A 20,726-nucleotide genomic window follows, 5' to 3' on the forward strand; every position below is an offset into this window, starting at 1 on the left:
AGATCATGAGCTACACCAATTTCACTCTCGACGTTGACGCCGACGGCATCGCTTTGATCACCTGGGACATGCCGGACCGCTCGATGAACGTCTTCACCGAGGAGGTGATGCGCGAGCTGAACGCCATTGTCGAGAAGGTGACCGCCGATGCCGCCGTCAAGGGCGTCGTCATCACCTCGGGCAAGGACTCTTTCTCAGGCGGCGCCGATATCGCCATGCTGCAGAAGATGCTGGCCACCTTCGCCGCCGACAAAGAGAAGGATCTCGAGAAGGCGACCAGGGCGCTGTTCGAGAATGCAGGCTATATGACCGGCCTGTTCCGCAAGATCGAGACTTCCGGCAAGCCGTGGGTATCGGCTATCAACGGCACCTGCATGGGCGGTGCCTTCGAGATGTCGCTCGCCTGCCACGGCCGCGTCGCCGCCGATTCCGACAAGGTGAAGATGGCGCTGCCCGAAGTGAAGATCGGCATTTTCCCAGGCGCCGGCGGCACCCAGCGCGTGCCGCGGCTGACCGACCAGCAGCAGGCGCTGCAGATGCTCACCACCGGGCAGAATCTCACGCCGCAGAAGGCGAAGGCGATGGGCCTGATCCACGAGATCGCCGAGCCCTCGAAGCTCGTCGAGACCGCCAAGGCGATGATCAAGAACGGCCTGAAGCCGGTGGCGCCATGGGACGAGAAAGGCTTCAAGCTGCCGGGCGGTCCAGTCTATTCGGCGGCCGGCGCCAATCTCTGGCCGCCCGCCATCGCCATCCTGCGCCGCGAGACCTATGGCAATTACCCGGCCGCCGCCGCGATCCTGAAATGCGTCTATGAAGGCCTGCTGGTGCCGTTCGATACCGCGCTCAGGATCGAGCAGCGCTATTTCACCGAGATCATGCAGTCGAAGGAAGCGGCGGCGATGATCCGCTCGCTGTTCCTGTCGCTGCAGGAGCTGAACAAGGGCGCGCGCCGCCCGGCTGGCGTGCCGGACACCAAATTCAAGAAGATCGGCATCCTCGGCGCCGGCTTTATGGGCGCCGGCATCGCCTATGTTACGGCACGGGCAGGCATTCCGGTGGTGCTGCTCGATCGCGATCTGCCGTCGGCCGAGAAGGGCAAGGCGCATTCTGACAGCCTGATGGCCGATCAGGTCAAGAAGGGCCGCGCCAAGCCGGAGGACAAGGACAAGCTCCTCTCGCTGATCACGCCGACGGCGGACTATGCCGATCTTGCCGGCTGCGACCTCGTCGTGGAGGCGGTCTTCGAGGATTCGAGCGTCAAGAAGGATGCCACCGAGAAGGCGGAGGCGGTACTGAAGTCGTCGGCAATCTTTGCCTCGAACACCTCGACGATTCCCATCACCGCCCTGGCGAAGAACTCGGCGCGGCCGAAGAACTTCATCGGCATCCACTTCTTCTCGCCGGTCGACAAGATGATGCTGGTCGAGATCATTCTCGGCAAGAAGACGGGCGACAAGGCCTTGGCCGTCGCGTTCGACTTCGTGCGCGCCATCAAGAAGACGCCGATCGTCGTCAACGACACGCGCGGCTTCTACGTCAACCGCTGCGTGCTGCGCTACATGTCGGAAGCCTATAAGATGCTGATCGAAGGCGTGCCTGCGGCGATGATAGAGAACGCCGCCAAGGCCGCCGGCATGCCGGTCGGCCCGCTGGCGCTGACCGACGAGACGGCCGTCGACCTTGCCCAGAAGATCATGAAGCAGACCATCAGGGATCTGGGCGACAAGGCCGTCGATCCCAAGCAGATGGCGCTGATCAACACCATGGTCGACACGCATGGCCGCTTCGGCCGCAAGAACGGCAAGGGTTTCTACGACTATCCGGCCAAGCCCGCGAAGAAGAAGCTGTGGCCGGGCCTGAAGGACCTCTATCCGCAGCTGAAGCCCGAAAAGGTCGACTATGAGGAGCTGAAGCAGCGCCTGCTGGTCACCATCGCGCTGGAAGCGGCGCGGGTGATGGAAGAAGGCATCGTCACCGATCCGCGTGAGGCCGATGTCGGCTCGATCCTTGCCTTCGGCTTCGCGCCTTTCACCGGCGGCGCGCTGTCCTATATCGACGGTATCGGCGCCAAGCGCTTCGTCAAGATCGCCAAGGGCCTGCAGAAAAAATATGGCGCCGAGTTCAAGGCGCCGAAGCTTCTGCTCGACATGGCCGAGAAGGGCGAGACCTTCTACCAGCGCTTCGACCCCTGCCAGAAGGGCGAGGTCAGAGAGGCAGCCTGACCAACCAGCATGTATGTCTGGGGGCGAATGGCCCGCACCATGGCCACGGCGTCGAGCCGTGGCCCCTATCGGGTCGGCGAGGAAAGCCGGCTGGCTTTTCGCTGCCTGCCGATCGACATCGACTTCAACCTGCATCTCAACAACGCGCGCTACATGATGCTGGCGGACCTCGGCCGCATCGACATCTTCCTGCGCGTCGGGTTGATCGCGCTCGCGCGTAAAAATGGCTGGGCGCCGATGATCGGCGGGCTGCAGGTCGCCTATGTGCGCGAGATCAAGCTGTGGCGGCGCTTCGAGGTGGTCTCGTCGATCGAGACCTGGGAAGGCACGTCCGTGATCGGCAAGCACCGCTTCGTCCTCGAAAATGGCGAGACGGCGGCGCTGATCCTCACCACGGGCGGCGTCTATGATCGTGGCGGCCGCCGCTTTCTAGAGATCGGCGAGGTCGTCGCGGCGCTCGGGCATACCGCCAGTCCACGCCCGCCGACCGAAGCCGAGCGGGCCTTCATGGTCTCGCACCGGAATTTGCGCGGGCAGGCCAAGGCGGTCTGATCGCGCTTCGGCTCAGGCCGCCCTGCCGAGCAGGAAATCGGCCACCTCATCCGAAAAGATCATCAGATCGTCGTCAAAGGCGACGACCTCCCGCCTGCCTTGAGGATCCGGTTGTCCGGCCGGCATTCCGTGCGCAACAAGCGTCTCGGCGCAACCCACCCAGTCGCCATCGCGTTCCGGCTCATTGACCGAGGCCCATCCGAGCGTTCCGCGCACATCGCCGCCGAAGCCGTGCTGCTCTTTCCAGTCCGCGCCATGGTCGAGCAGGAAGCGGGTGAGCTCTGCGTCGCCGCGAAAGACAGCGTGATTCAGCGCCGAGGCATCCCAGTCGCCGCCGCGCCGGGCGATCGGCCAGCCGAGCCTGACCATGGTCTTCACAGCGTCCCGGCAGCCTTGCGCGGCGAGTTCGGGCAATAGCCGCAATTGCAGGTCCGACAGCGAATCCGGCAGGTCGGGCCGGCGGGTCCTAATTGTCCGCGCCGTCGCCTCGTCGCCGGCCGCGCAGGCGGCGACGAACCGCTCATCATCGGGAAGCGGACCTTCATCACCGGATTGCCGCAACAGCGCGGCGACGTCGGTCAGGCCGAAGCGCAGCGCAACCCGATAGGCGCTTAGGCCGTCGGGCGTCCGCGCCGACGGATCGGCGCCGGCGGCGAGCAGCGCTTCGATATGCGCCGGCGAACGGCGGCGCCGGATCGCCCACAGAAGCGGCCTGCCCCAATCGGAGGTCGGCCCGCTCCCGGCCGGTTCGTTCGGATCGGCATCCGGCGCGGCGAGCAGCAGGTTCAGCGCCTCCAGGCTGTCGAGGTCGAGCACGCGGTACAGCGCGTTCGAACCCGTGACGCGGGCGCCGGCCTCAAGCAGAAGCCGGGTACAGGCCGGGTTCTCGAGCGAATGGTAAAGCGACTCCCCGTCATTCGGATCGGCGCCGGCGTCGAGCAACAGCTTCGTCAACTCCGGATCGTGGTTCTGGCCGGCCGCGCCGTACAGCGCCGAGAGCTTGTATTCGTCCGAAGGCTGTTTCAGCGAGGCCGGCGGCCAGCGGCTGCCCACTGCCTGGTTCGGATCGGCGCCGGCAGCGATGAGCAATCTGGCGGTGGCATGAAGCGCGTCGCGAAAGCGCGGCAGCCGCACCAGGCTCGAATGGGTCACGGCCACCAGCGGCGGCAGGTCGAGCGGACCGCCCGGACGGTTGGGCCAGCCGGCGTCCCGCTCGATCGCCGCCCGCAACACCGCCCCGTCTCCGACCGCGCAAGCCAGGTACGGATCGCCTCCGATCATGTCGGGATGGTCTTCGATCATGCGCGCCGCGGCCTCCGGGCTCGCCCGGTTGGTGCTGCCGCTGATGTCTCCGGCATAAACGAGCCCGGCCCAGTTGCGGATCGAGGCGGCGCGGTCAGCGCCGTAGGCACGCTGCGCGGCGACGAAGCTGGCGAGGTCGCGCCAGGACTGGAAACCATATTCGCGCGCCAGGCAGGACTGGGCGTCATGCAGGCGAAGGCCGAGTGCCGCGATGGCCGGATCGTCCCTGCCCGCCGCCGACGGCAGGCTTTCGCGGAAGCGTGCGATCGCGTCCGGCTCGCCGCGCCGATAGGCCGCGAGCAGGTCTTTGGCCTGCTTCTTCAGAAGCTCGAGATGGGGACGGCTGGGAAGTTGGTTCATGAAAACCTCCGTGCGTTTTCGCCGAAGGTCCGCAAATCCGGCTGCACAAAGGTTTGGCTGTCAGCTCATCGAAGCAAGTGGGTTCAACCCTTCCCGCGGACCCGGATGCGGCTTGCACCGCGGGCCGACCTTAAAATCATTCGGTCGCCGGGGTCAATTGGCCGCCCGGGGCCAAACCTCACCCGTTTTCCGCGACAGCATCACTTTCCATTCCGGTCCATCGCTACTGGTGGACAATGGTGTGGTCGCGCGCTAGACAGGCTTGAGGCTTTTTTTCCTGTTTTGAAGGAGAGCGCGCGTGCTCTCACACGACCGCGTATGGGCCGCAATCGATGCTCTCGCCGAGCGCTATTCGCTGTCGGCTTCCGGCCTTGCCCGGCGCGCGGGTCTCGATTCGACAGCCTTCAACAAGTCGAAGCGCCTGTCGTCCGACGGCAGGCCGCGCTGGCCCTCGACCGAATCGCTGGCCAAGATCATCGAGGCGACCGGCGCGTCGCTGGAGGAATTTACTGGACTTATCGAAGGACGCGGCGGCGCCTCTGTCGCCCAACATCGCAGCGCCGTCCCGTTGCTGGGCTTCGCCCAGGCCGGCGCGGGGGGCTTCTTCGACGATGCCGGCTATCCCGCGGGGCAGGGCTGGGATCTGGTCGAGCTTCCGGCGCGGGCGACCGAGACGTCCTATGCGCTGCAGGTGCAGGGCGATTCCATGCTGCCGCTCTACCGCAACGGCGATGTGCTGATCGTCGAACCGGGCGCGCCGACGCGCAAGGGCGACCGTGTTGTCGTCAAGACCACCGCCGGCGAGGTGATGGCCAAGGTGCTCGACCGGCAAACGATGAAATCGATCGTGCTGGTCTCGCTCAATCCCGCCCACCCGGACCGTGACATCCCGACGCGCGATATCGAATGGATGGCGCGCATCGTCTGGGCAAGCCAATAGGCCGGCTTATGCGGCTTCTTCAGACAGCCGTGGCGATTCTGGCCATTCCGGTGATGGCGGTTCTCGTCGTTGCCGGCGGACACACGGTCAAGGGCCACGAAAGCACCGTCGCGGTTGATCAGATCGACCCCATCGCCGACGCGCTCCCCACCGGCGACGACACGCTTTCGGCTTCCGGTTCCGGTGCCGCGCAAGAGCCGGCGACGTCGGCCATTCCCGCGCCGGCCGCTCCGCAGCCACCGAAGCCCGCCGTTCATTCGAGGGCCATCGATCCCGACGTCGTGGCGCCGCCGGAACTGTCGGACCAGGAACTCGAACGGGTGGAGCCGCGCGCGCCGCTCAGCGATCTGGCGTTGGCCGGGCCGCCCAAGCCGCCCAAATTGAAAATGCCGGATGACTGGAACGGCACCAAGCTGTTCCAGCCGGTCGCCGCAGCCGCGGGGCTGATCGAGGCGAAGGGCTATGCAGTCGCTGTGTCCGGCGTGGATGTCGTCAAGGCCGACGAAACTTGCAGCGACGAGGGCAAGAATTGGGCCTGCGGCGCGCGTGCCAGGACAGCCTTCCGCGCCTTCCTGCGTGGCCGTGCGGTCGCCTGTACGGTGCCGCCGGAGGGCGGTCGCGACACCATTTCCGCCGAATGCCATATCGGCAATCAGGACATCGGCCAGTGGCTGGTCGAGAACGGCTGGGCGCGCGCCGCGCAAGGCGGCCCCTACGTCGAGGCCGAGAACAAGGCCCGCACGGCCAGGAAGGGTATTTTCGGCCCGGCGCCGAAGCTTGACGGCCTACCGGCGCTGCCGGCCGCCTCGGGGCCGGCGCCGGTGGCTCCGGATTCGATCCTGCCGGCCGATGGCGGCGCCGTTACGCCGCCAACTGACCAGCCAGCGCCCGCTCAATGAGCGCGCGCGTCTCTGCGATGCCGTAAAGCGCCGCGAACGAACCGAAGCGCGGTCCGCGCTCCTGGCCGATCAGCACCTGGTAAATCATCTGGAAGAAGGCGACCGACACGCCCGGCCCGCCTTCCGGACTCTGCTTGGAATGATCCTGGTAACGCTCGATCTTGCGCGCGACGTTGAGCGAGGCGTTCTGGATCGCCTCGCCGTCGGCGCCTTGCGGCAGCGCGCCAAGCGCCTCGGAAAGCTTGGCCAGCGCCTCGCGCTCCACCTCGTCGGCGGCGCGAAAAACCTTGGTCGGCTTCACGAAATCGTCGAAATAGCGGATCGCGTAGCCGGTCAGCCGGTCGAGTTCCGGATGCGTCTTCGGTGTCACGCCCGGCGCGTGCCGCGAGATGAAGCCCCACAGCACCGACTTGTCATGCGCATTGGAGGCGCTGACCAGGTTGAGCAGCAGCGCGAACGGCACCGGCAGGTCGATCGCCGGCGGGTTGCCGTCATGCATGTGCCAGACCGGATTGCCGAGCCGCTCCTTCCAGTCCTGGCGCGGATAGGCGCCGAGGAAAGCGTAATATTCGTCCACCGCCTTCGGGATGACGTCGAAATAGAGCTTCTTCGCCTGCCGTGGCCGCTGGTACATGTAGAGGCCGAGGCTCTCGGTCGGCGCGTAGGTCAGCCATTCGTCGATGGTGAGCCCATTGCCCTTCGACTTCGAGATCTTCTGGCCCACCTCGTCGAGGAACAGTTCGTAGACGAAATGCTCCGGCGCGCGCCCGCCGAGGATGTTGCAGATTCGGTCATAGATCACCGCATTGGTCTGGTGATCCTTGCCGAACATCTCGAAATCGACGCCGAGCGCCGCCCAGCGCATGCCGAAATCCGGCTTCCACTGCAGCTTCACATGGCCGCCGGTGACCGGCAGCGTGGTCTCGGTGCCTTCGTCGTCGAAAGTGATGGTGCCGGCTTTGGCGTCGACATTCATCATCGGCACGTAGAGTACGCGGCCGCTCTTCGGCGAGATCGGCAGGAACGGGCTGTAGGTCGCCTGGCGCTCCGGCCCGAGCGTCGGCAGCATCACGCCCATGATGTCGTCATAGCGTTCGGCGGCGCGCAGCAGCACCTCGTCGAAACGGCCGGCCTTGTAGTACTGCGTCGCGCTGGCGAACTCATAGTCGAAGCCGAACGTGTCGAGGAAACGGCACAGCATCGCGTTGTTGTGGTCGGCGAAGCTCGCATAGTCGCCGCCGAACGGGTTGGGCACCGAGGTCAGCGGCATATGCAGGTATGGCTCGAGCGCGGCGCGGTCCGGCACGTTGTCCGGGATCTTGCGCATCCCGTCCATGTCGTCGGAGAAGCACAGAAGCTTGGTCTTGACCTTGTCCTGCGTCAGCACCCTGAAGGCATGCCGCACCATGGTCGTGCGCGCCACCTCGCCGAAGGTGCCGATATGCGGCAGGCCCGACGGGCCGTAGCCGGTTTCGAACAAGACGGTCTCGGGAAAGTCCTTGTTCTTGTAGCGGGCGATGATCTTCTTGGCTTCCTCGAACGGCCAGGCCTTGCTCTCGGCCGCCGCGGCAAGCATCTCGGGATTGAGATCGATGATGTTTGATCCCGTCATGTCGAAGTTCCAGTCATGGCCGTCTGCGCGGCGGATAAATTTTGTCGACCGGTCTCTAGGCGCGCGGGGAGGGAGCGTCAACGATTTGCGGTGGTTTTCCTTGCGGCGCCATAATGGCGTTCCTACGTTGGAGCGCTGTTATCCTGTGTATGTCGCCCCAAGTGCCCGAGGTTTGGGGGAACGAGATGCACGCTTCCAGGAGTTTTGAATGCCTTCATTGACGCCGCACGAAGCCTTGATCCACCTGATGGTCATCACATCGGCTTCAGATCGCGACATGACCGATGTCGAACTGGGGCGGATCGGCGATGTCGTCCGCTCCTGGCCGGTGTTCGTCGACTTCAACCGGGACAGGCTGGTTCAGGTGGCGCAAGCCTGCCAGAAGGCGCTGCATGAGAAGGACGGGCTGGAAGGCGTTCTGGCGCGCGTCGCCGAGGCGTTGCCCGAGCGGCTGCGCGACACCGCTTATGCAGCCGCTTTCGAGGTCGCCGCCGTCGATCTCGAGATGCGCCTGGAGGAGGTCAGGGTGCTGCAGCTCATCCGCCTCAAGCTCGATCTCGACACGCTGACGGTGGCCGCGATCGCTCGTGCTGCCAAGGCGCGCCTGCGCGCGCTCACCTAAAAGGCTGACAGGCCTAAAAGAAGCTCACCGGGAAATAGCGCAGATAAAACTCGGCGAAGGTGCCTTTGATCGAGATTTCCTGCAGGGCGTAGTCGAAGGCGGCGGCAAGCGCGGTGTCGTTCTTACGGGTGGCGATCGCCATGCCCGAGCCCAGATATTCCGGCGCCAGATATGGACCGCCGGCGAAGCGACAGCAGCCGGCGGCGTCGGAGCCGCCCAGCCAGAAGGCAAAGCGCATGCCATCGCCGAAGGCCGCATCTATCTTGCCGGCCTTGAGGTCGGCATAGAGTTTCTCCGGTGTGTCGAAGGTCACCACCTGCACGGTGTTGAAGTAGTCGCGCAGCATTCTCTCATGCGCCGAGCCGCCGATGACACCGACCCGCTTGCTGCGCAGCTTGTCGAGGATCGGCTCGGCGAAGGCCTTCGCCTTCGGCATGATGAAGCGCGCCGGGAATTGCATGTAGGAGCGCGAGAAGGCGTATTTCTCTCGGCTCGCCGGCGTTGCGGCGAGGCCGGCGATGATCGCCTCGCCTTCGCCTTTCTGAAGAGCATCCTCCAGTTCGTTCCACGGCAACGCCTGGACCTGGCATTTGTCGACAACGCCCAACTCCGCGCAGATCGCCCGCGCAAGATCGATGTGGAAACCCGACAGGCGGCCTGAGCCGTCGAGGAAGTTGAAGGGCGGAAAATCGGTGGTGGTGAGGAATCTCAGCCGCGGCAGCGCGGAGAGGTCGGGCTTCGGCAGCCGCTCCTTGGCGTCCCACAGCACGGGCACCTGCGGTTCCGCACCTTGAGTCGCGCCGGCAAAGGCCGATGCGCCGGTCAGGAGGAACACCAGGGTCAGAAATATCCACCGCAAGATCACGATTTGGCTCCGCACCCGTCCCCGTTCCTTGGCTTTTCGTATGAAAACGGGGCAGGCACAACGGTTTTTGATTTCAAGCGGTCAAATTAGGCGTATGGTTTAGCGCGTTTGCAATTGACCGTGCGTGTCGGAAGGGGAAAGCCGGCTTCGCTGAGGAGATTGCGACGCGGGGGTTGATGCGGAAGGGGTGTTCGGGCATCTACCGTCGGTAACGAAAAGCAGAAGCAACATGGGGTAGATGTTGCGATGGGCCTGTTTGACAGAACTCTGGAATACATAGACCAGTTGCAGCATGCCGGCACCGCGGCCGCGGTCTGCGAGCGGCTGCTCGGCGTCACCTCGAACTTCGGCCTGACCGCATTGATGGCGGGAACCGTGCCGCAGCCGGGCACCCCGCGCGGCCAGCAGAAACAGCACGTGATGCTTTGCGATTGGCCGGGCGAATGGCTGGAGCGCTATGTGGCGCGCAACTATGTCGACCACGATCCGGTCGTCAGTCACATGAAGCAGCTTCAGGCGCCGTTCCAATGGCGGGATGCCTCCAAAAACGCGGTGATCGACAAGAGCAGCGACCAAGTCATGGGAGATGCCCGCGAGTTCAAGCTGCGCGACGGCTTGGCCTTTCCGCTGGTCACGCTTGACGGCCAGATCGTCATGGTCTCGCTGGGCGGCGAATCCGTTGAACTGTCGGATCAGGAATTCGGAATGGTCTCGCTGGCGTCGACTTATGCGATCGGCCGCGCGATGCAATTGCACACCAAGGCCGAGAAGGTCATCGATCACATAGAATTGACGGCGCGTGAGCGGGAGTGTCTGCAATGGGCCGCCGTCGGCAAGTCCGAATGGGAGATCTCGCAAATCCTCGGCATCTCGGAACACACTTCCGAGAAACACCTTCTTAACGCCAAGAGCAAACTGGGCGCAGCCAACCGCGTGCAGGCAGTCGCGGAGGCGATTAGGCGCGGCTATATTAGCTAGGTCGGCCGTGCCGACCTAGAAATTCTTGCCTGCGCATTCGCGCAATATTTTAAGGGACATCACGGCCGTATCTTCCTCTTATGCCTAGGAGACGGCTAATGCTTTTCGCCCTTACAACTCAGGAACTGATGGAACGTCCCGACCTTTGGGAGGCGGTCCATCGCCTGCGCTACAGGATCTTCGTCGAGGAGATGGGATGGACCGATCTCGATCGTCCGGACCAGCTCGAGATCGACCAGTTCGATCATGACGAGGCCGAACATCACCTCGTCATCCGCAACGGCGAACTGGCCGGTTACCAGCGCATGCTTCCGACCACACGGCCGCATCTCCTGACCGACGTGTTGTCGGATCTCTGCGAGGGGCCATCCCCCTCGGGACCGAATATCTGGGAACTCACCCGCTACGCCGTGGCTCCGGGTTTTCGCGACGGCAAGCGCGGCGTCTCAACGGTCGGCACCGAACTGATCGCCGGCTTCGTCGAATGGGGCCTGAAGCGCAACGTCAACCAGGTCATCATCGAGTTCGAGCCGATGTGGGTGCTCAGAGCGCTGCAACTGCATTTCCTGGCAAAGCCGCTCGGATACCAGCGCACCTATGGCAACCAGCAGGTCGTGGCGACGCTGCTCACCTTCACCGAGCATACGCTCGAGGTCGTGCGGGCCCGCCGCAATCACTTCTTGCCGGTGCTGAGCCGGGGCTATCCCGGTCAGCTCGGCCTGAAGCAGGCGTCGTGATGGAGGCGGTCATGAGTTTCCATCCCGAACCGGAACTGCGTGGCCATACATTGGTCGTCACCGTGTCCTCGCACGATGGCCGGCCGGTGCTCGACAGGCATGCCTATGCAAGCCTCGCCAGGACCTTGCACGAGGCGGCGGTCAATGACGAGGTCCGCGTCGTGATGCTGCGCGGCCTTGCCGGATGCTTCTGCCTTGGCGGCGACTTCTCGGAGTTCCTGGATGCCACCAAGCACCGAGAGCTGATCGCCGCTGTCACCGACATGTTCCGCATGTTGGCGACCTTCCCCAAGCCGGTGCTTGCCTGTGTGGACGGCGATGCCGTCGGCGTCGGCTGCACAATCCTGTTCCATTGCGACATGGTGATCGCTTCCAGGGGCAGCACCTTCAGGGTGCCGTTCGTCGATTTCGGCCTGGTGCCCGACGCGGCGACCAGCATTCTGGCGCCCCAGAAGCTCGGCTATGCCGGCGCCTTCCGCTTCTTCTGCCTGGGCGACACGCTGGGCGCCGAAGACGCAAAGGCGCTCGGCCTGGTCGGCGAGATCGTGACGCAAGGCAGCGCCGAGGAAGCAACGCTGGCAAGGGCGAAACAGCTGGCCAAGAAGCCAGCGGCGGCATTGCTCCAGACGCGCAGCCTGCTCAAGGGCGATACGGACGTGTTGTGCGACCGCATCGACCACGAGATCACGCTGTTCCAGCAGGCACTTCAGGATGACACCACGCTGAAGCGCCTGCAGCGGATCGCGCGCCTGGCCGCCTGAGCGGCCGGCATGCAACATCAGCGCCGCGTAAGCGAAAGGCGCGCGGCGCTGTAATCCGTCCGGAATCGTGTAACAACGGAAGCCAGCGGTTCCCGGGGCAGAACAACGCCAGAGCTATTCCACGAAAATTGCGAGCGAAACTTGAAACGGTGAAGTGCTTTAGTCTTTCAGGAACTCCGGCCCCTCGCAGATGATCTTCTTGTCGGGCTTGCCCACCGCGTCGAGGTTCCTTCCGTCATAGGGCAGGGAAAGCAGGATATGCTGGATTACCGCGAGCCGGGCGCGGCGCTTGTCGTTGGCACGCACGACAATCCAGGGCGAGAACTCCTTGTGCGTGCGTTCGATCATCTGGTCGCGCGCCTTGGTGTAGTCGTCCCACTTGCTGACGCCGGCGATGTCGATCGGCGAAAACTTCCAGTTCTTCAGCGGCGACCAGCGGCGGTCGTGGAACCGTTCGAGCTGCGTTTCGCGGCCGATATTCAGCCAGAATTTGAAGAAATGAATGCCTTCGTTGCAGATCATTCGCTCGAAATGCGGTGTCTCGTCGAGGAATTTCTCGTGCTGCTCCGGCGTGCAGAACCCCAGGACCGGCTCGACGCCGGCGCGATTGTACCAGGAGCGGTCGAAGGTGACGAACTCGCCCGAAGTCGGGAATTGGTCGACATAGCGCTGGTAGTACCATTGCCCGGCCTCGGTCGGGGTCGGCTTGGGCAGCGCGACGTTGCGAGCCGTGCGCGGGTTCATATATTGCCGCAGCACGAAGATCGTGCCGCCCTTGCCGGCCGCGTCTCTGCCCTCGAACAGCGCCATCACCCGCTTGCCGGTCTTCTGCAGCCAGGCTTGCGTCTTGACCAGCTCGATCTGCAGGCGCTCGAGCTCCTCTTCGTAGTCCTCGCCCTTCATCTTCTTGTCGTACGGATAGCCGCCGGCCGTGAGCTTATTGTCCTCGATCCAGTCAGGCAGCACCGGATTGTCGATGTCGAACTCGCGCTCCTTGCCGCCAATCTTGATCTTGATAGGTGCCGTGGCTGGCACCGCTTCCGCCGTTTCCTTGGCCTTTTTCATCCGGACGAACCTTTCCAGTTTGCGGACTCATGCTATGGAGCCTGTGCAGCGTAGCGCGCATTCGGGGCGCAAGACGCTGTAGCATTTTGATTTTGCGCATGAACCTTCGCGAAAATCGATCCTGATTTCCAGGGTCCCATGCGCCAAGCCGGTTCAGCGAGCCGCTGGCCGTCGAACGGGATGCGGGGTGGGCGCGGGCCTATGGCAGAGACGGGCGCGGAGCAGGACGGCAAGCGACAGGCCCCGGCGGCGCGGCTTTGGCGCAACCGCTGGCTGCTTGGCGCGGGTGTTGTCGCGGTCCTTGCCGTTTATAGTTTCGCCGGCGCCTCCGTCTATGTGCTGGTGCTGGCCCTGGTCGCGCTGGCGGCCGCGGCGATGCTGCCCACGGATGCCGGACGCCAGCCGGCCGATACGGGAGCAGCGATCGAGGCAAGCGGGCTGCAGAGGCTATCCGGCGAGTATCTAGCGGCCGCGGTCGCCGATCCGCTGATCATCTTCGACCATTCCGCCACCATCGTTCACGCCAACGCCGCCGCCTTCGCTGCCTTCGGCGGGCTGGCGCCGGGCATGTCGCTGTCATTGAAATTCCGCGCGCCGGAAATGCAGGCGCTGCTGGATGGCATCCTGTCGGGGCACGTCGCCGCCGACGCGGTCGACTACACGGAAAAGCTCCCGGTGGAACGGACATACCGCGTCAGCGCATCCACGGTCGGCCATGCCACCGGCCTCTATGTGCTGGTCTTCAAGGATCAGAGCGAGACGCGCCGCATCGACCGCATGCGAGCCGACTTCATCGCCAATGCCAGCCACGAGCTGCGCACGCCGCTCGCCTCGATCGCCGGCTTCATCGAGACGCTGCGCGGGCCGGCCCGCAACGATCCGGCGGCCCGCGACCAGTTCCTGCAGATCATGCAGAACCAGACCGGCCGCATGGCCCGCCTGATCGACGATCTGCTCTCGCTGTCGCGACTGGAGATGAAACCCTATCTGAGGCCGGGCACCGAGGTCGATCTTCGCCAGACGATCGACAGCGTCATCGATTCGCTCGGACCGCTGGCCAGCGAGAACGGCGTCGTCATCGAGCGGGAGTTCGCCAATGGGCCGCTCGTCGTTTCCGGCGATCGCGACGAACTGTTCCAGGTTTTCGAGAATCTCCTCGAGAACGCCTGCAAATACGGCCAGTCGGGCGGGCGCGTTACCGTATCGGTCGCCGAAGGCGGGGATAGCCAACAGCCGGGCTTCGACGTCACGATAAGGGACTACGGTCCGGGCATCGCCGAAGAACACATCCCGCGCATCACCGAGCGCTTCTACCGCGTCGACGTCGAAAACAGCCGCACCCAGAAAGGCACAGGCCTTGGCCTCTCGATCGTCAAGCATATATTGACCCGTCATAACGCAAGACTGTCCATCAAGTCGGAGGTCGGCAAGGGCGCGGCGTTCACGGTTCATTTGCCGGCTCGCTGATCGTGTATCGGTTACTAACTGGAATTTTCTTCTTTCTGTCATGCGGTTCGCGTATCAGCGACGGATTGAGGGAGCGCACCAGCCGGCACAAACCGGGAAGGCACATCCATGCAGTCCGTCCATATCGTCAGTGCCTATGACGAAGAACTGAAGTACCTGTCGAAGCGCATCGCCGCGATGGGCGGGCATGCGGAGCGCATGGTCGAACAGGCGGTGGAGGCCCTGGTGAACGTCGATCACGGCCTGGCCCAGAAGGTCATCCAGGACGATCTCGTCCTCGACGAGGGGCAGCGCGAGATCGACGACAAGGCCATCATCATCATCGCTAGGCGCCAGCCGATGGCGACGGACCTTCGCGAGATCGTCGGTGCCATCCGCATCTCGGCCGATATCGAGCGTGTCGGCGACTTGGGCAAGAACGTCGCCAAGCGCGTTGCCTCGGTCGACGGCCGCCAGCCGAATAGCCTTTTCCGCGGTCTGGAGGCCCTTGCCGACCTGGCGCTGACGCAGCTCAAGGAAGTGCTCGACGTCTATGCCTCGCGCTCGGTCGAAAGGATCGGCTTCGTGCGCGACCGGGACGACCAGATCGACGCCATGTACACCTCGTTGTTCCGCGAGCTTTTGACCTACATGATGGAAGATCCGCGCAACATCACGCCCTGCACGCATCTTCTGTTCTGCGCCAAGAACATCGAGCGCATCGGCGACCATGCCACCAACATCGCCGAGACGATCTATTACATTGTTACCGGCGACCAGCTGCCCGCCGACCGGCCAAAGGGCGACCAGACCGACAAGGTCGTGCTTCCCGGCACGGTCCCGGTCAAGTGAAGGGGCGCCTCTCGAACGGCTTCCTGATTTAGGCTAAGCTCCTCTGGTGCGTTTCACCGTTTCATGGAAACGGCGAAACGACCTATCTATTTGTTTTTACGCAATTTGGGCGGAAAACCGCTCATACTTTTCCTGGAATTGCACCAGGCACAGCGATTGTCAGTCGCAGTCTCGGGAGGTTTGCGATGGAACAAGTTCGGAACCTGACCCCCGCCTCGCCGACATCCGGCATCATTGCATCCAGCGTTTATCTGGGCGGCAAGCGGGTTGCCGACATCGCCATCGAACAGGCCGGCGAATGGGCGGCAAAACCCGGCCATGTCGTCTGGATCGGCCTGCTCGAACCAGATCGCGACCTTCTGCTCAGGGTGCAGGCGCAATTCCACCTGCATGATCTTGCGATCGAGGACGCCGAGCATCCGCATCAGCGCCCGAAGATCGAGCAATATGGTGATGCCCTGTTCATCGTCGCCCGCACCGCGCAATTGATCGACGGCCGGGTCACTTTCGGCGAGACGCATCTGTTCGTCGGCACCGGCTACATCGTCAGCGTCCGGCACGGCCCCTCGACCTCATACGCCGCCGTGCGCCAGCATTGGGAGAGCTGCCCGCATTCGCTGGCCAAGGGCGAGGATTTCGTTCTCTACGCCATTCTCGATTTCATCGTCGACAATTACATGCCCGTGCTGGAGCAGATCGAGGACGAGGTCGAGGCGATCGAGGACAAGGTGCTTTTGAAGCCGATGACCGGTGCCGACATCGAACGGCTGTACATGCTGCGCCGCGATCTCTTGCGGCTGCGCAATGCGGCCCTGCCGCTGGTCGAGGTTTGCCGCAGGCTGACCAGCGCCGATCTGCCCCAGATCCATGCCGCCATGCATCCGCTGTTTCGCGACGTGACCGACCACATCCGCACCGTGCAGGAAAAGATCGACTCCCTGCGCGAAGTTCTGGCCTTCGCCTTCGAAGCCAGCCTTCTCGTCGGACAAAGCCAGGAAACCGCCATCTCCAAAAAGCTCGCCTCATGGGCGGCCATCCTGGCGGTGCCGACAGCTTTCGCCGGCATCTACGGCATGAATTTCACCGACATGCCGGAACTGAAGATGGAATATGGCTATCCGACTGTGCTCGCGGTGATCGCGCTGATCTGCGCGCTCCTGTACTGGCGGTTCAAGAAGAACGGGTGGCTGTGAAGAGAAGGGAGTAGGGGAGTAGGGCAGTAGGGCAGTAGGGTAATACGGGAGTGATCGACTGGCGAAACGTCGCGCATGAAGCGCTTTTTTCACCTACTCCCCTACTGCCTTATCCCTCTATTCCCCTTATCTTGCCCTGCGCCGCTCCGCCGCCGGCTGGAACGCGACGCGGGAATGATATTTGCAGTACGGCCCCGTTTCGGCGGCGTCATTGCCGCAGAAGCTGAAGTCTTCCGACAGCGGGTCGCCATTCGGCCATTTGCAGGTGCGTTCGGTCAATTCGACAAGCTGCAGGTTGCGCGAGATCGGCACCACGACATTCTCGACCGGGCGGATATAGTGGCGCGCGACCGGCTCGGCGTCGAACTGCACCTGCAGCGCGGTGGCACCGACCGTCACATGGCGTGTGGCGCTTGCGGCGCGGGTCACCGATTTCTGCATCGAGGCGCCTTGCGTCGCCTTCTTCTGGCGCGCCGGCGCTGCTGTCGCGCGGCCGCGGCCCGACAGCTTCAGGCGATGCACCTTGCCGATGACGGCGTTGCGGCTCACCCCGCCGAGCTGTGCGGCAATCTGGCTGGCGCTCAGACCCTCCGACCACAATTTCCTGAGAAGTTCTACCCGCTCGTCAGTCCAGTTCATGAGACCGCGCTCCTGCTAAAGCGTGCGGCAGCCTGAATCCTTTCCCGATCCGGCTCTCGCCGGGCAAACGACACCACATGTACCGGGTGATTTAGGTCCGCCGCACGAAATATAGTTATTTCTCGACTACAAATACCTTATGCGCTGACTCGGTGACAAGAGTCCCAAAGGCAACACCGATTCGGTTTTTACGGTTTTCCCCAACTTGCCTGACCACTGATGGGTCGGCGCGGCGCCAGGGGGTTGCCACGCGCTTCTGCGTGACGTTTTCGTTGACTTCATGGCCGAAAAACATGATAAGCCGCAAAGGCCGCCGCATTGGCGGCTTTTTTGATTTCCGGTTCCGGAGACGCATATAATGAGCGGTTCGGCGCTTTACGAGACCTTTGCTCGCGCACCCCTGGCTTTCGATCACGGGGAGGGGACCTGGCTGGTCACCGACAAGGGCGAGCGATATCTCGACTTCGCGGGCGGCATCGCGGTGAATTCGCTGGGCCATAGCCATCCGCATCTGGTTGCGGCACTCACCGAACAGGCCGCCAAACTCTGGCACGTCTCCAATCTCTACGAGATCCCCGAACAGCGCCGGCTGGGCGAGCGGCTGGTCGACGCCACCTTTGCCGACAAGGTGTTCTTCACCAATTCCGGCGCCGAGGCTCTGGAATGCGCCATCAAGACGGCCAGGCGCTACCAATTCGTCAACGGTCATCCGGAGCGTTTTCGCATCATCACCTTCGAGGGCGCCTTCCATGGCCGCACGCTGGCGACGATCGCCGCCGGCGGACAGTACAAATATCTCGAAGGCTTCGGCCCGAAGGTCGAGGGCTTCGACCAGGTCGCATTCGACGACATCGACGCGGCCGAAAAGGCGATCACGCCGGAGACCGCGGCAATCCTGATCGAGCCGGTGCAGGGCGAGGGCGGCATCCGCCCGGTGCCGACGCAGTCCTTGAAGCGACTGCGCCAGCTTTGCGACCAGCACGGCCTGCTTTTGATCTTCGACGAAGTCCAGTGCGGCATCGGCCGCACCGGCAAATTGTTCGCGCATGAGTGGGCCGGCGTCACGCCCGACCTGATGGCGATCGCCAAGGGCATCGGCGGCGGCTTCCCGATGGGCGCCTGCCTTGCCACGGATGAGGCGGCGACCGGCATGACGGCCGGCGTGCACGGCACCACCTTCGGCGGCAATCCGCTGGCGATGGCGGTCGGCAATGCCGTGCTCGACGTGGTGCTGGCCGACGGCTTCCTCGAGGACGTGCAGCGCAAGGCGCTGCTTCTGAAACAGGGGCTGGCTGGGGTCGCGGACGAATTTCCCGAGGTCATCGAGGGCATCAGGGGAACCGGCCTGATGCTCGGGCTGAAATGCGCCATGCCCAACACCAAAGTGAACATGGCGCTGCGCGACCAGCACCTGCTTGCCGTGCCGGCGGGCGACAACGTCATCCGCCTCCTGCCGCCGCTCACCGTCACCGACGAGGAGATCGGCGAGGCGCTGAAGCGCATTCGCGGCGGCGCCAAGGGCCTGACCGACGCGATTGCGGCCGAAGCCGCGAAATAATTTCTGGAACCTGCCGATGAGTGTCCGCCACTTCACCGATCTATCCGCCGTTTCCGCGGGGGACCTGCGCATCATGCTGGACGACGCGGTGGCGCGAAAGACCAGGCTCAAGGCGGGCGAGCGTTCAAAACCGCTCGATGGCAAGGTGCTGGCCATGATCTTCGACAAGCCGTCGACGCGCACGCGCGTGTCCTTCGATGTCGGTATGCGCCAGCTTGGCGGCGAGACCATCATGCTGACCGGCACGGAGATGCAGCTCGGCCGTTCGGAGACCATCGCCGACACGGCGAAAGTGCTGTCGCGCTATGTCGATGCCATCATGATCCGCACCACCTCGCATGACCGGCTGCTGGAGCTCACCGAGAACGCCACCGTTCCGGTCATAAACGGGCTGACCGACGACACGCATCCCTGCCAGCTCATGGCCGACATCATGACCTATGAGCAGCATCGCGGCCCGGTGGCCGGCAAGACCTTCGCCTGGACCGGCGACGGCAACAATGTGCTGCATTCGCTGCTCGAAGCCTCGGCGCGGTTCCGCTTCAACCTCAATGTCGCGGTGCCGGAGGGCAGCGAACCTTTCGAGAAATATGTCGACTGGTCGAAAGCCAATGGAGGCAAGGTCCGGTTTGCCAAGTCCGCCGAGGAAGCCGTCGACCAGGCCGATTGCGTCGTCACCGACAGCTGGGTCTCGATGGGCCAGGAACATCGCGCCCGCGGTCACAACGTCTTCCTGCCCTATCAGGTCAATGCGGCGCTGATGGCAAAGGCTAAGCCCGATGCGTTGTTCATGCACTGCCTGCCGGCGCATCGCGGCGAGGAGGTCACAGACGAGGTGATCGACGGGCCGCATTCGGTGGTGTTCGACGAGGCCGAGAATCGGCTGCACGCCCAGAAGGCGGTGCTGGCCTGGTGCTTGGGCGCTTGAGAAGGACGGACCTGACCGCTTCCGGTCCGATCGGGGTCAACTTGATCTGGGGATATGTGATGCCTATTTGCGGGCCATCACGTAAATTGAACGCGCTTCGACGCATGCGGCTCACAGGGCGGCATGGCTGCGCCCCGGAGTTTTGTCATGTTGGAAACCCAGACCTTGGCTGAGCATAAACCCCAACTCGGTGAATTCGGCTTCGCCGGCGATGATCATGTCGTGCCCTACGAGGTCGCGCCGCTCGATGTGCGCGGCCGCACCGTGCAGCTCGGGCCGATGCTCGACGCTATCTTGAGCCGCCACAATTATCCTGAGCCCGTCGCCCGCCTGCTGGCGGAAGCCTGCGTGCTCACCGTGCTGCTCGGCACCTCGCTGAAGTTCGAGGGCAAGTTTATCCTGCAGACCCGGACCGACGGTCCGGTCGACATGCTTGTGGCCGATTTCACCACGCCGCATGCGCTGCGCGCCTATGCGCGCTTCGATGCCGACCGGCTGCAGGCGCTGACCGACGCCGGCGAGACCTCGCAGCAGGCGCTGCTTGGCAACGGCGTGCTGGCTCTGACCATCGACCAGGGCGCGCATATGCAGCGCTACCAGGGCATCGTCCAGCTCGACGGCACCTCGCTGGAGGACGCCGCGCGCACCTATTTCCGCCAGTCGGAGCAGATCCCGACCGACATCAAGATGTCGGTCGCCAAGCTGGTGACGCCCGGACCCGCCGGCGCGCGCGAGCAGTGGCGCGCCGGCGGCATCCTGGCGCAGTTCCTGCCGCAGGCGCCGGAGCGCATGCGCATCCCCGACATTTCGGGCGGCGACGGCGACGACCGCGAGGTGACGGACCATCCGGCCGACAATTCCTGGCAGGAATTGCTGGCGCTGCTGGGCACCATCGAGCCGACCGAGCTGATCGACCCGACGGTGGGCGCCGAGCGGCTGCTTTATCGGCTGTTCCATGAGCATGGCGTGCGGGTTTTCAGCAGTGTGCCGGTCGCCGATCAGTGCTCCTGCTCACGCGACAAGATCCGCGGCATCCTCGAAGGCTTTTCGGCCGAGGAGATCAAGGAGTCGACCGAGGACGGCGGCATCCATGTCGCCTGTGAGTTCTGCTCGACGCAATACGACTTCGACCCGGCCGAATTTGCGGCGGACTAACGCCTCCTCCTTCTCCCCGTTTCACGGGGAGAGGGAG

At 63.9% G+C, this 20,726-nt stretch carries 19 protein-coding genes; 14 read left to right on the forward strand and 5 right to left on the reverse strand.

The window, feature by feature from the left end; translation table 11 throughout:
* The first annotated feature begins 5 nt into the window (after nt 1-5).
* Nucleotides 6-2,225: a 3-hydroxyacyl-CoA dehydrogenase NAD-binding domain-containing protein gene (locus P9273_RS02330; RefSeq protein ID WP_278047442.1), complete on the forward strand. Its 2,220-nt coding sequence runs from the start codon at nt 6-8 to the stop codon at nt 2,223-2,225.
* Between the two features lie 9 nt (nt 2,226-2,234).
* Nucleotides 2,235-2,777 (forward strand): thioesterase family protein, encoded by a 543-nt coding sequence (locus tag P9273_RS02335; RefSeq protein ID WP_278047443.1) that lies wholly within the window; start codon nt 2,235-2,237, stop codon nt 2,775-2,777.
* Nucleotides 2,778-2,789: 12 nt separating this feature from the next.
* Here P9273_RS02335 and P9273_RS02340 read toward each other — a convergent pair whose 3' ends face one another.
* Nucleotides 2,790-4,439, reverse strand: a complete 1,650-nt coding sequence (locus tag P9273_RS02340; protein ID WP_278047444.1) for an ankyrin repeat domain-containing protein — start codon at nt 4,437-4,439, stop codon at nt 2,790-2,792.
* Nucleotides 4,440-4,737: 298 nt separating this feature from the next.
* Here P9273_RS02340 and P9273_RS02345 point away from each other — a divergent pair, with 298 nt between their 5' ends.
* Both P9273_RS02345 and P9273_RS02350 read left to right on the forward strand, forming a co-directional pair.
* Nucleotides 4,738-5,379: a S24 family peptidase gene (locus tag P9273_RS02345; protein ID WP_040994086.1), complete on the forward strand. Its 642-nt coding sequence runs from the start codon at nt 4,738-4,740 to the stop codon at nt 5,377-5,379.
* An 8-nt stretch (nt 5,380-5,387) separates the two neighbouring features.
* The gene (locus tag P9273_RS02350) at nt 5,388-6,278 is read left to right on the forward strand and encodes a thermonuclease family protein (RefSeq protein ID WP_278047445.1); all 891 of its coding nucleotides are present in this window, start codon (nt 5,388-5,390) and stop codon (nt 6,276-6,278) included.
* On the opposite strand, the gene P9273_RS02355 is transcribed toward P9273_RS02350, so the two are convergent.
* Nucleotides 6,241-7,890 carry a lysine--tRNA ligase gene (locus P9273_RS02355; RefSeq protein WP_278047446.1) on the reverse strand — a complete coding sequence of 550 codons (1,650 nt, stop codon included), beginning with the start codon at nt 7,888-7,890 and terminating at the stop codon, nt 6,241-6,243. The two genes, P9273_RS02350 and P9273_RS02355, sit on opposite strands and share 38 nt — an antisense overlap.
* 208 nt (nt 7,891-8,098) lie before the next feature.
* Between P9273_RS02355 and P9273_RS02360 the strand changes: the two genes are divergently transcribed.
* The gene (locus P9273_RS02360) at nt 8,099-8,512 is read left to right on the forward strand and encodes a tellurite resistance TerB family protein (RefSeq protein ID WP_040994090.1); all 414 of its coding nucleotides are present in this window, start codon (nt 8,099-8,101) and stop codon (nt 8,510-8,512) included.
* 13 nt (nt 8,513-8,525) lie between these two features.
* Here P9273_RS02360 and P9273_RS02365 read toward each other — a convergent pair whose 3' ends face one another.
* Nucleotides 8,526-9,347, reverse strand: a complete 822-nt coding sequence (locus P9273_RS02365) for a transporter substrate-binding domain-containing protein (RefSeq protein WP_442920186.1) — start codon at nt 9,345-9,347, stop codon at nt 8,526-8,528.
* Between the two features lie 276 nt (nt 9,348-9,623).
* Here P9273_RS02365 and P9273_RS02370 point away from each other — a divergent pair, with 276 nt between their 5' ends.
* The 3 genes from P9273_RS02370 to P9273_RS02380 all read left to right on the forward strand — a co-directional run bounded on the left by P9273_RS02370 (nt 9,624) and on the right by P9273_RS02380 (nt 11,853).
* Nucleotides 9,624-10,355 (forward strand): LuxR family transcriptional regulator, encoded by a 732-nt coding sequence (locus P9273_RS02370; RefSeq protein WP_278047447.1) that lies wholly within the window; start codon nt 9,624-9,626, stop codon nt 10,353-10,355.
* A 98-nt stretch (nt 10,356-10,453) separates the two neighbouring features.
* A complete protein-coding gene (locus P9273_RS02375; protein WP_278047448.1) occupies nt 10,454-11,092 on the forward strand; it encodes an acyl-homoserine-lactone synthase in 639 nt (212 codons plus the stop codon).
* Nucleotides 11,093-11,103: 11 nt separating this feature from the next.
* Nucleotides 11,104-11,853: an enoyl-CoA hydratase-related protein gene (locus tag P9273_RS02380; RefSeq protein ID WP_278047449.1), complete on the forward strand. Its 750-nt coding sequence runs from the start codon at nt 11,104-11,106 to the stop codon at nt 11,851-11,853.
* A 159-nt stretch (nt 11,854-12,012) separates the two neighbouring features.
* On the opposite strand, the gene ppk2 is transcribed toward P9273_RS02380, so the two are convergent.
* The gene (gene ppk2 / locus P9273_RS02385) at nt 12,013-12,918 is read right to left on the reverse strand and encodes a polyphosphate kinase 2 (protein ID WP_278047450.1); all 906 of its coding nucleotides are present in this window, start codon (nt 12,916-12,918) and stop codon (nt 12,013-12,015) included.
* Nucleotides 12,919-13,119: 201 nt separating this feature from the next.
* On the opposite strand from ppk2, the gene P9273_RS02390 reads away from it, so the two are divergent.
* From P9273_RS02390 to P9273_RS02400, 3 genes are all read left to right on the forward strand, one after another.
* The gene (locus P9273_RS02390; protein ID WP_278047451.1) at nt 13,120-14,385 is read left to right on the forward strand and encodes a sensor histidine kinase; all 1,266 of its coding nucleotides are present in this window, start codon (nt 13,120-13,122) and stop codon (nt 14,383-14,385) included.
* 108 nt (nt 14,386-14,493) lie between these two features.
* Nucleotides 14,494-15,216: a phosphate signaling complex protein PhoU gene (phoU, locus tag P9273_RS02395; protein WP_040994104.1), complete on the forward strand. Its 723-nt coding sequence runs from the start codon at nt 14,494-14,496 to the stop codon at nt 15,214-15,216.
* Between the two features lie 185 nt (nt 15,217-15,401).
* On the forward strand, nt 15,402-16,409 hold the full coding sequence (locus P9273_RS02400) for a magnesium and cobalt transport protein CorA (RefSeq protein ID WP_278047452.1): 1,008 nt from the start codon (nt 15,402-15,404) through the stop codon (nt 16,407-16,409).
* 126 nt (nt 16,410-16,535) lie between these two features.
* On the opposite strand, the gene P9273_RS02405 is transcribed toward P9273_RS02400, so the two are convergent.
* Nucleotides 16,536-17,048 carry a GcrA family cell cycle regulator gene (locus P9273_RS02405; protein WP_040994109.1) on the reverse strand — a complete coding sequence of 171 codons (513 nt, stop codon included), beginning with the start codon at nt 17,046-17,048 and terminating at the stop codon, nt 16,536-16,538.
* 358 nt (nt 17,049-17,406) lie between these two features.
* Here P9273_RS02405 and P9273_RS02410 point away from each other — a divergent pair, with 358 nt between their 5' ends.
* The 3 genes from P9273_RS02410 (at nt 17,407) to P9273_RS02420 (ending at nt 20,689) form a co-directional block, all read left to right on the forward strand.
* A complete protein-coding gene (locus tag P9273_RS02410; RefSeq protein WP_278047453.1) occupies nt 17,407-18,606 on the forward strand; it encodes an aspartate aminotransferase family protein in 1,200 nt (399 codons plus the stop codon).
* A gap of 16 nt (nt 18,607-18,622) precedes the next feature.
* Nucleotides 18,623-19,534: an ornithine carbamoyltransferase gene (gene argF, locus P9273_RS02415; RefSeq protein ID WP_278047454.1), complete on the forward strand. Its 912-nt coding sequence runs from the start codon at nt 18,623-18,625 to the stop codon at nt 19,532-19,534.
* A 123-nt stretch (nt 19,535-19,657) separates the two neighbouring features.
* Nucleotides 19,658-20,689: an Hsp33 family molecular chaperone gene (locus P9273_RS02420; protein WP_278047455.1), complete on the forward strand. Its 1,032-nt coding sequence runs from the start codon at nt 19,658-19,660 to the stop codon at nt 20,687-20,689.
* The last annotated feature ends 37 nt before the right edge of the window (nt 20,690-20,726 follow it).

The organism is Mesorhizobium sp. WSM4935 (assembly GCF_029625735.1).
In the GTDB taxonomy this organism is placed as follows: domain Bacteria; phylum Pseudomonadota; class Alphaproteobacteria; order Rhizobiales; family Rhizobiaceae; genus Mesorhizobium.

What these genes read in the sequence shown, in the direction of transcription:
- P9273_RS02340 (WP_278047444.1), bottom strand. Translation starts at nt 4,439, where the DNA reads ATGAACCAACTTCCCAGCCGTCCCCATCTCGAGCTTCTGAAGAAGCAG.
- P9273_RS02330 (WP_278047442.1), top strand. Translation starts at nt 6, where the DNA reads ATGAGCTACACCAATTTCACTCTCGACGTTGACGCCGACGGCATCGCT.
- P9273_RS02360 (WP_040994090.1), top strand. Translation starts at nt 8,099, where the DNA reads ATGCCTTCATTGACGCCGCACGAAGCCTTGATCCACCTGATGGTCATC.
- P9273_RS02335 (WP_278047443.1), top strand. Translation starts at nt 2,235, where the DNA reads ATGTATGTCTGGGGGCGAATGGCCCGCACCATGGCCACGGCGTCGAGC.
- P9273_RS02390 (WP_278047451.1), top strand. Translation starts at nt 13,120, where the DNA reads ATGGCAGAGACGGGCGCGGAGCAGGACGGCAAGCGACAGGCCCCGGCG.
- ppk2 (WP_278047450.1), bottom strand. Translation starts at nt 12,918, where the DNA reads ATGAAAAAGGCCAAGGAAACGGCGGAAGCGGTGCCAGCCACGGCACCT.
- P9273_RS02370 (WP_278047447.1), top strand. Translation starts at nt 9,624, where the DNA reads ATGGGCCTGTTTGACAGAACTCTGGAATACATAGACCAGTTGCAGCAT.
- P9273_RS02410 (WP_278047453.1), top strand. Translation starts at nt 17,407, where the DNA reads ATGAGCGGTTCGGCGCTTTACGAGACCTTTGCTCGCGCACCCCTGGCT.
- P9273_RS02350 (WP_278047445.1), top strand. Translation starts at nt 5,388, where the DNA reads ATGCGGCTTCTTCAGACAGCCGTGGCGATTCTGGCCATTCCGGTGATG.
- P9273_RS02400 (WP_278047452.1), top strand. Translation starts at nt 15,402, where the DNA reads ATGGAACAAGTTCGGAACCTGACCCCCGCCTCGCCGACATCCGGCATC.
- P9273_RS02405 (WP_040994109.1), bottom strand. Translation starts at nt 17,048, where the DNA reads ATGAACTGGACTGACGAGCGGGTAGAACTTCTCAGGAAATTGTGGTCG.
- P9273_RS02420 (WP_278047455.1), top strand. Translation starts at nt 19,658, where the DNA reads ATGGCTGCGCCCCGGAGTTTTGTCATGTTGGAAACCCAGACCTTGGCT.
- P9273_RS02375 (WP_278047448.1), top strand. Translation starts at nt 10,454, where the DNA reads ATGCTTTTCGCCCTTACAACTCAGGAACTGATGGAACGTCCCGACCTT.
- P9273_RS02380 (WP_278047449.1), top strand. Translation starts at nt 11,104, where the DNA reads ATGAGTTTCCATCCCGAACCGGAACTGCGTGGCCATACATTGGTCGTC.
- phoU (WP_040994104.1), top strand. Translation starts at nt 14,494, where the DNA reads ATGCAGTCCGTCCATATCGTCAGTGCCTATGACGAAGAACTGAAGTAC.
- argF (WP_278047454.1), top strand. Translation starts at nt 18,623, where the DNA reads ATGAGTGTCCGCCACTTCACCGATCTATCCGCCGTTTCCGCGGGGGAC.
- P9273_RS02355 (WP_278047446.1), bottom strand. Translation starts at nt 7,890, where the DNA reads ATGACGGGATCAAACATCATCGATCTCAATCCCGAGATGCTTGCCGCG.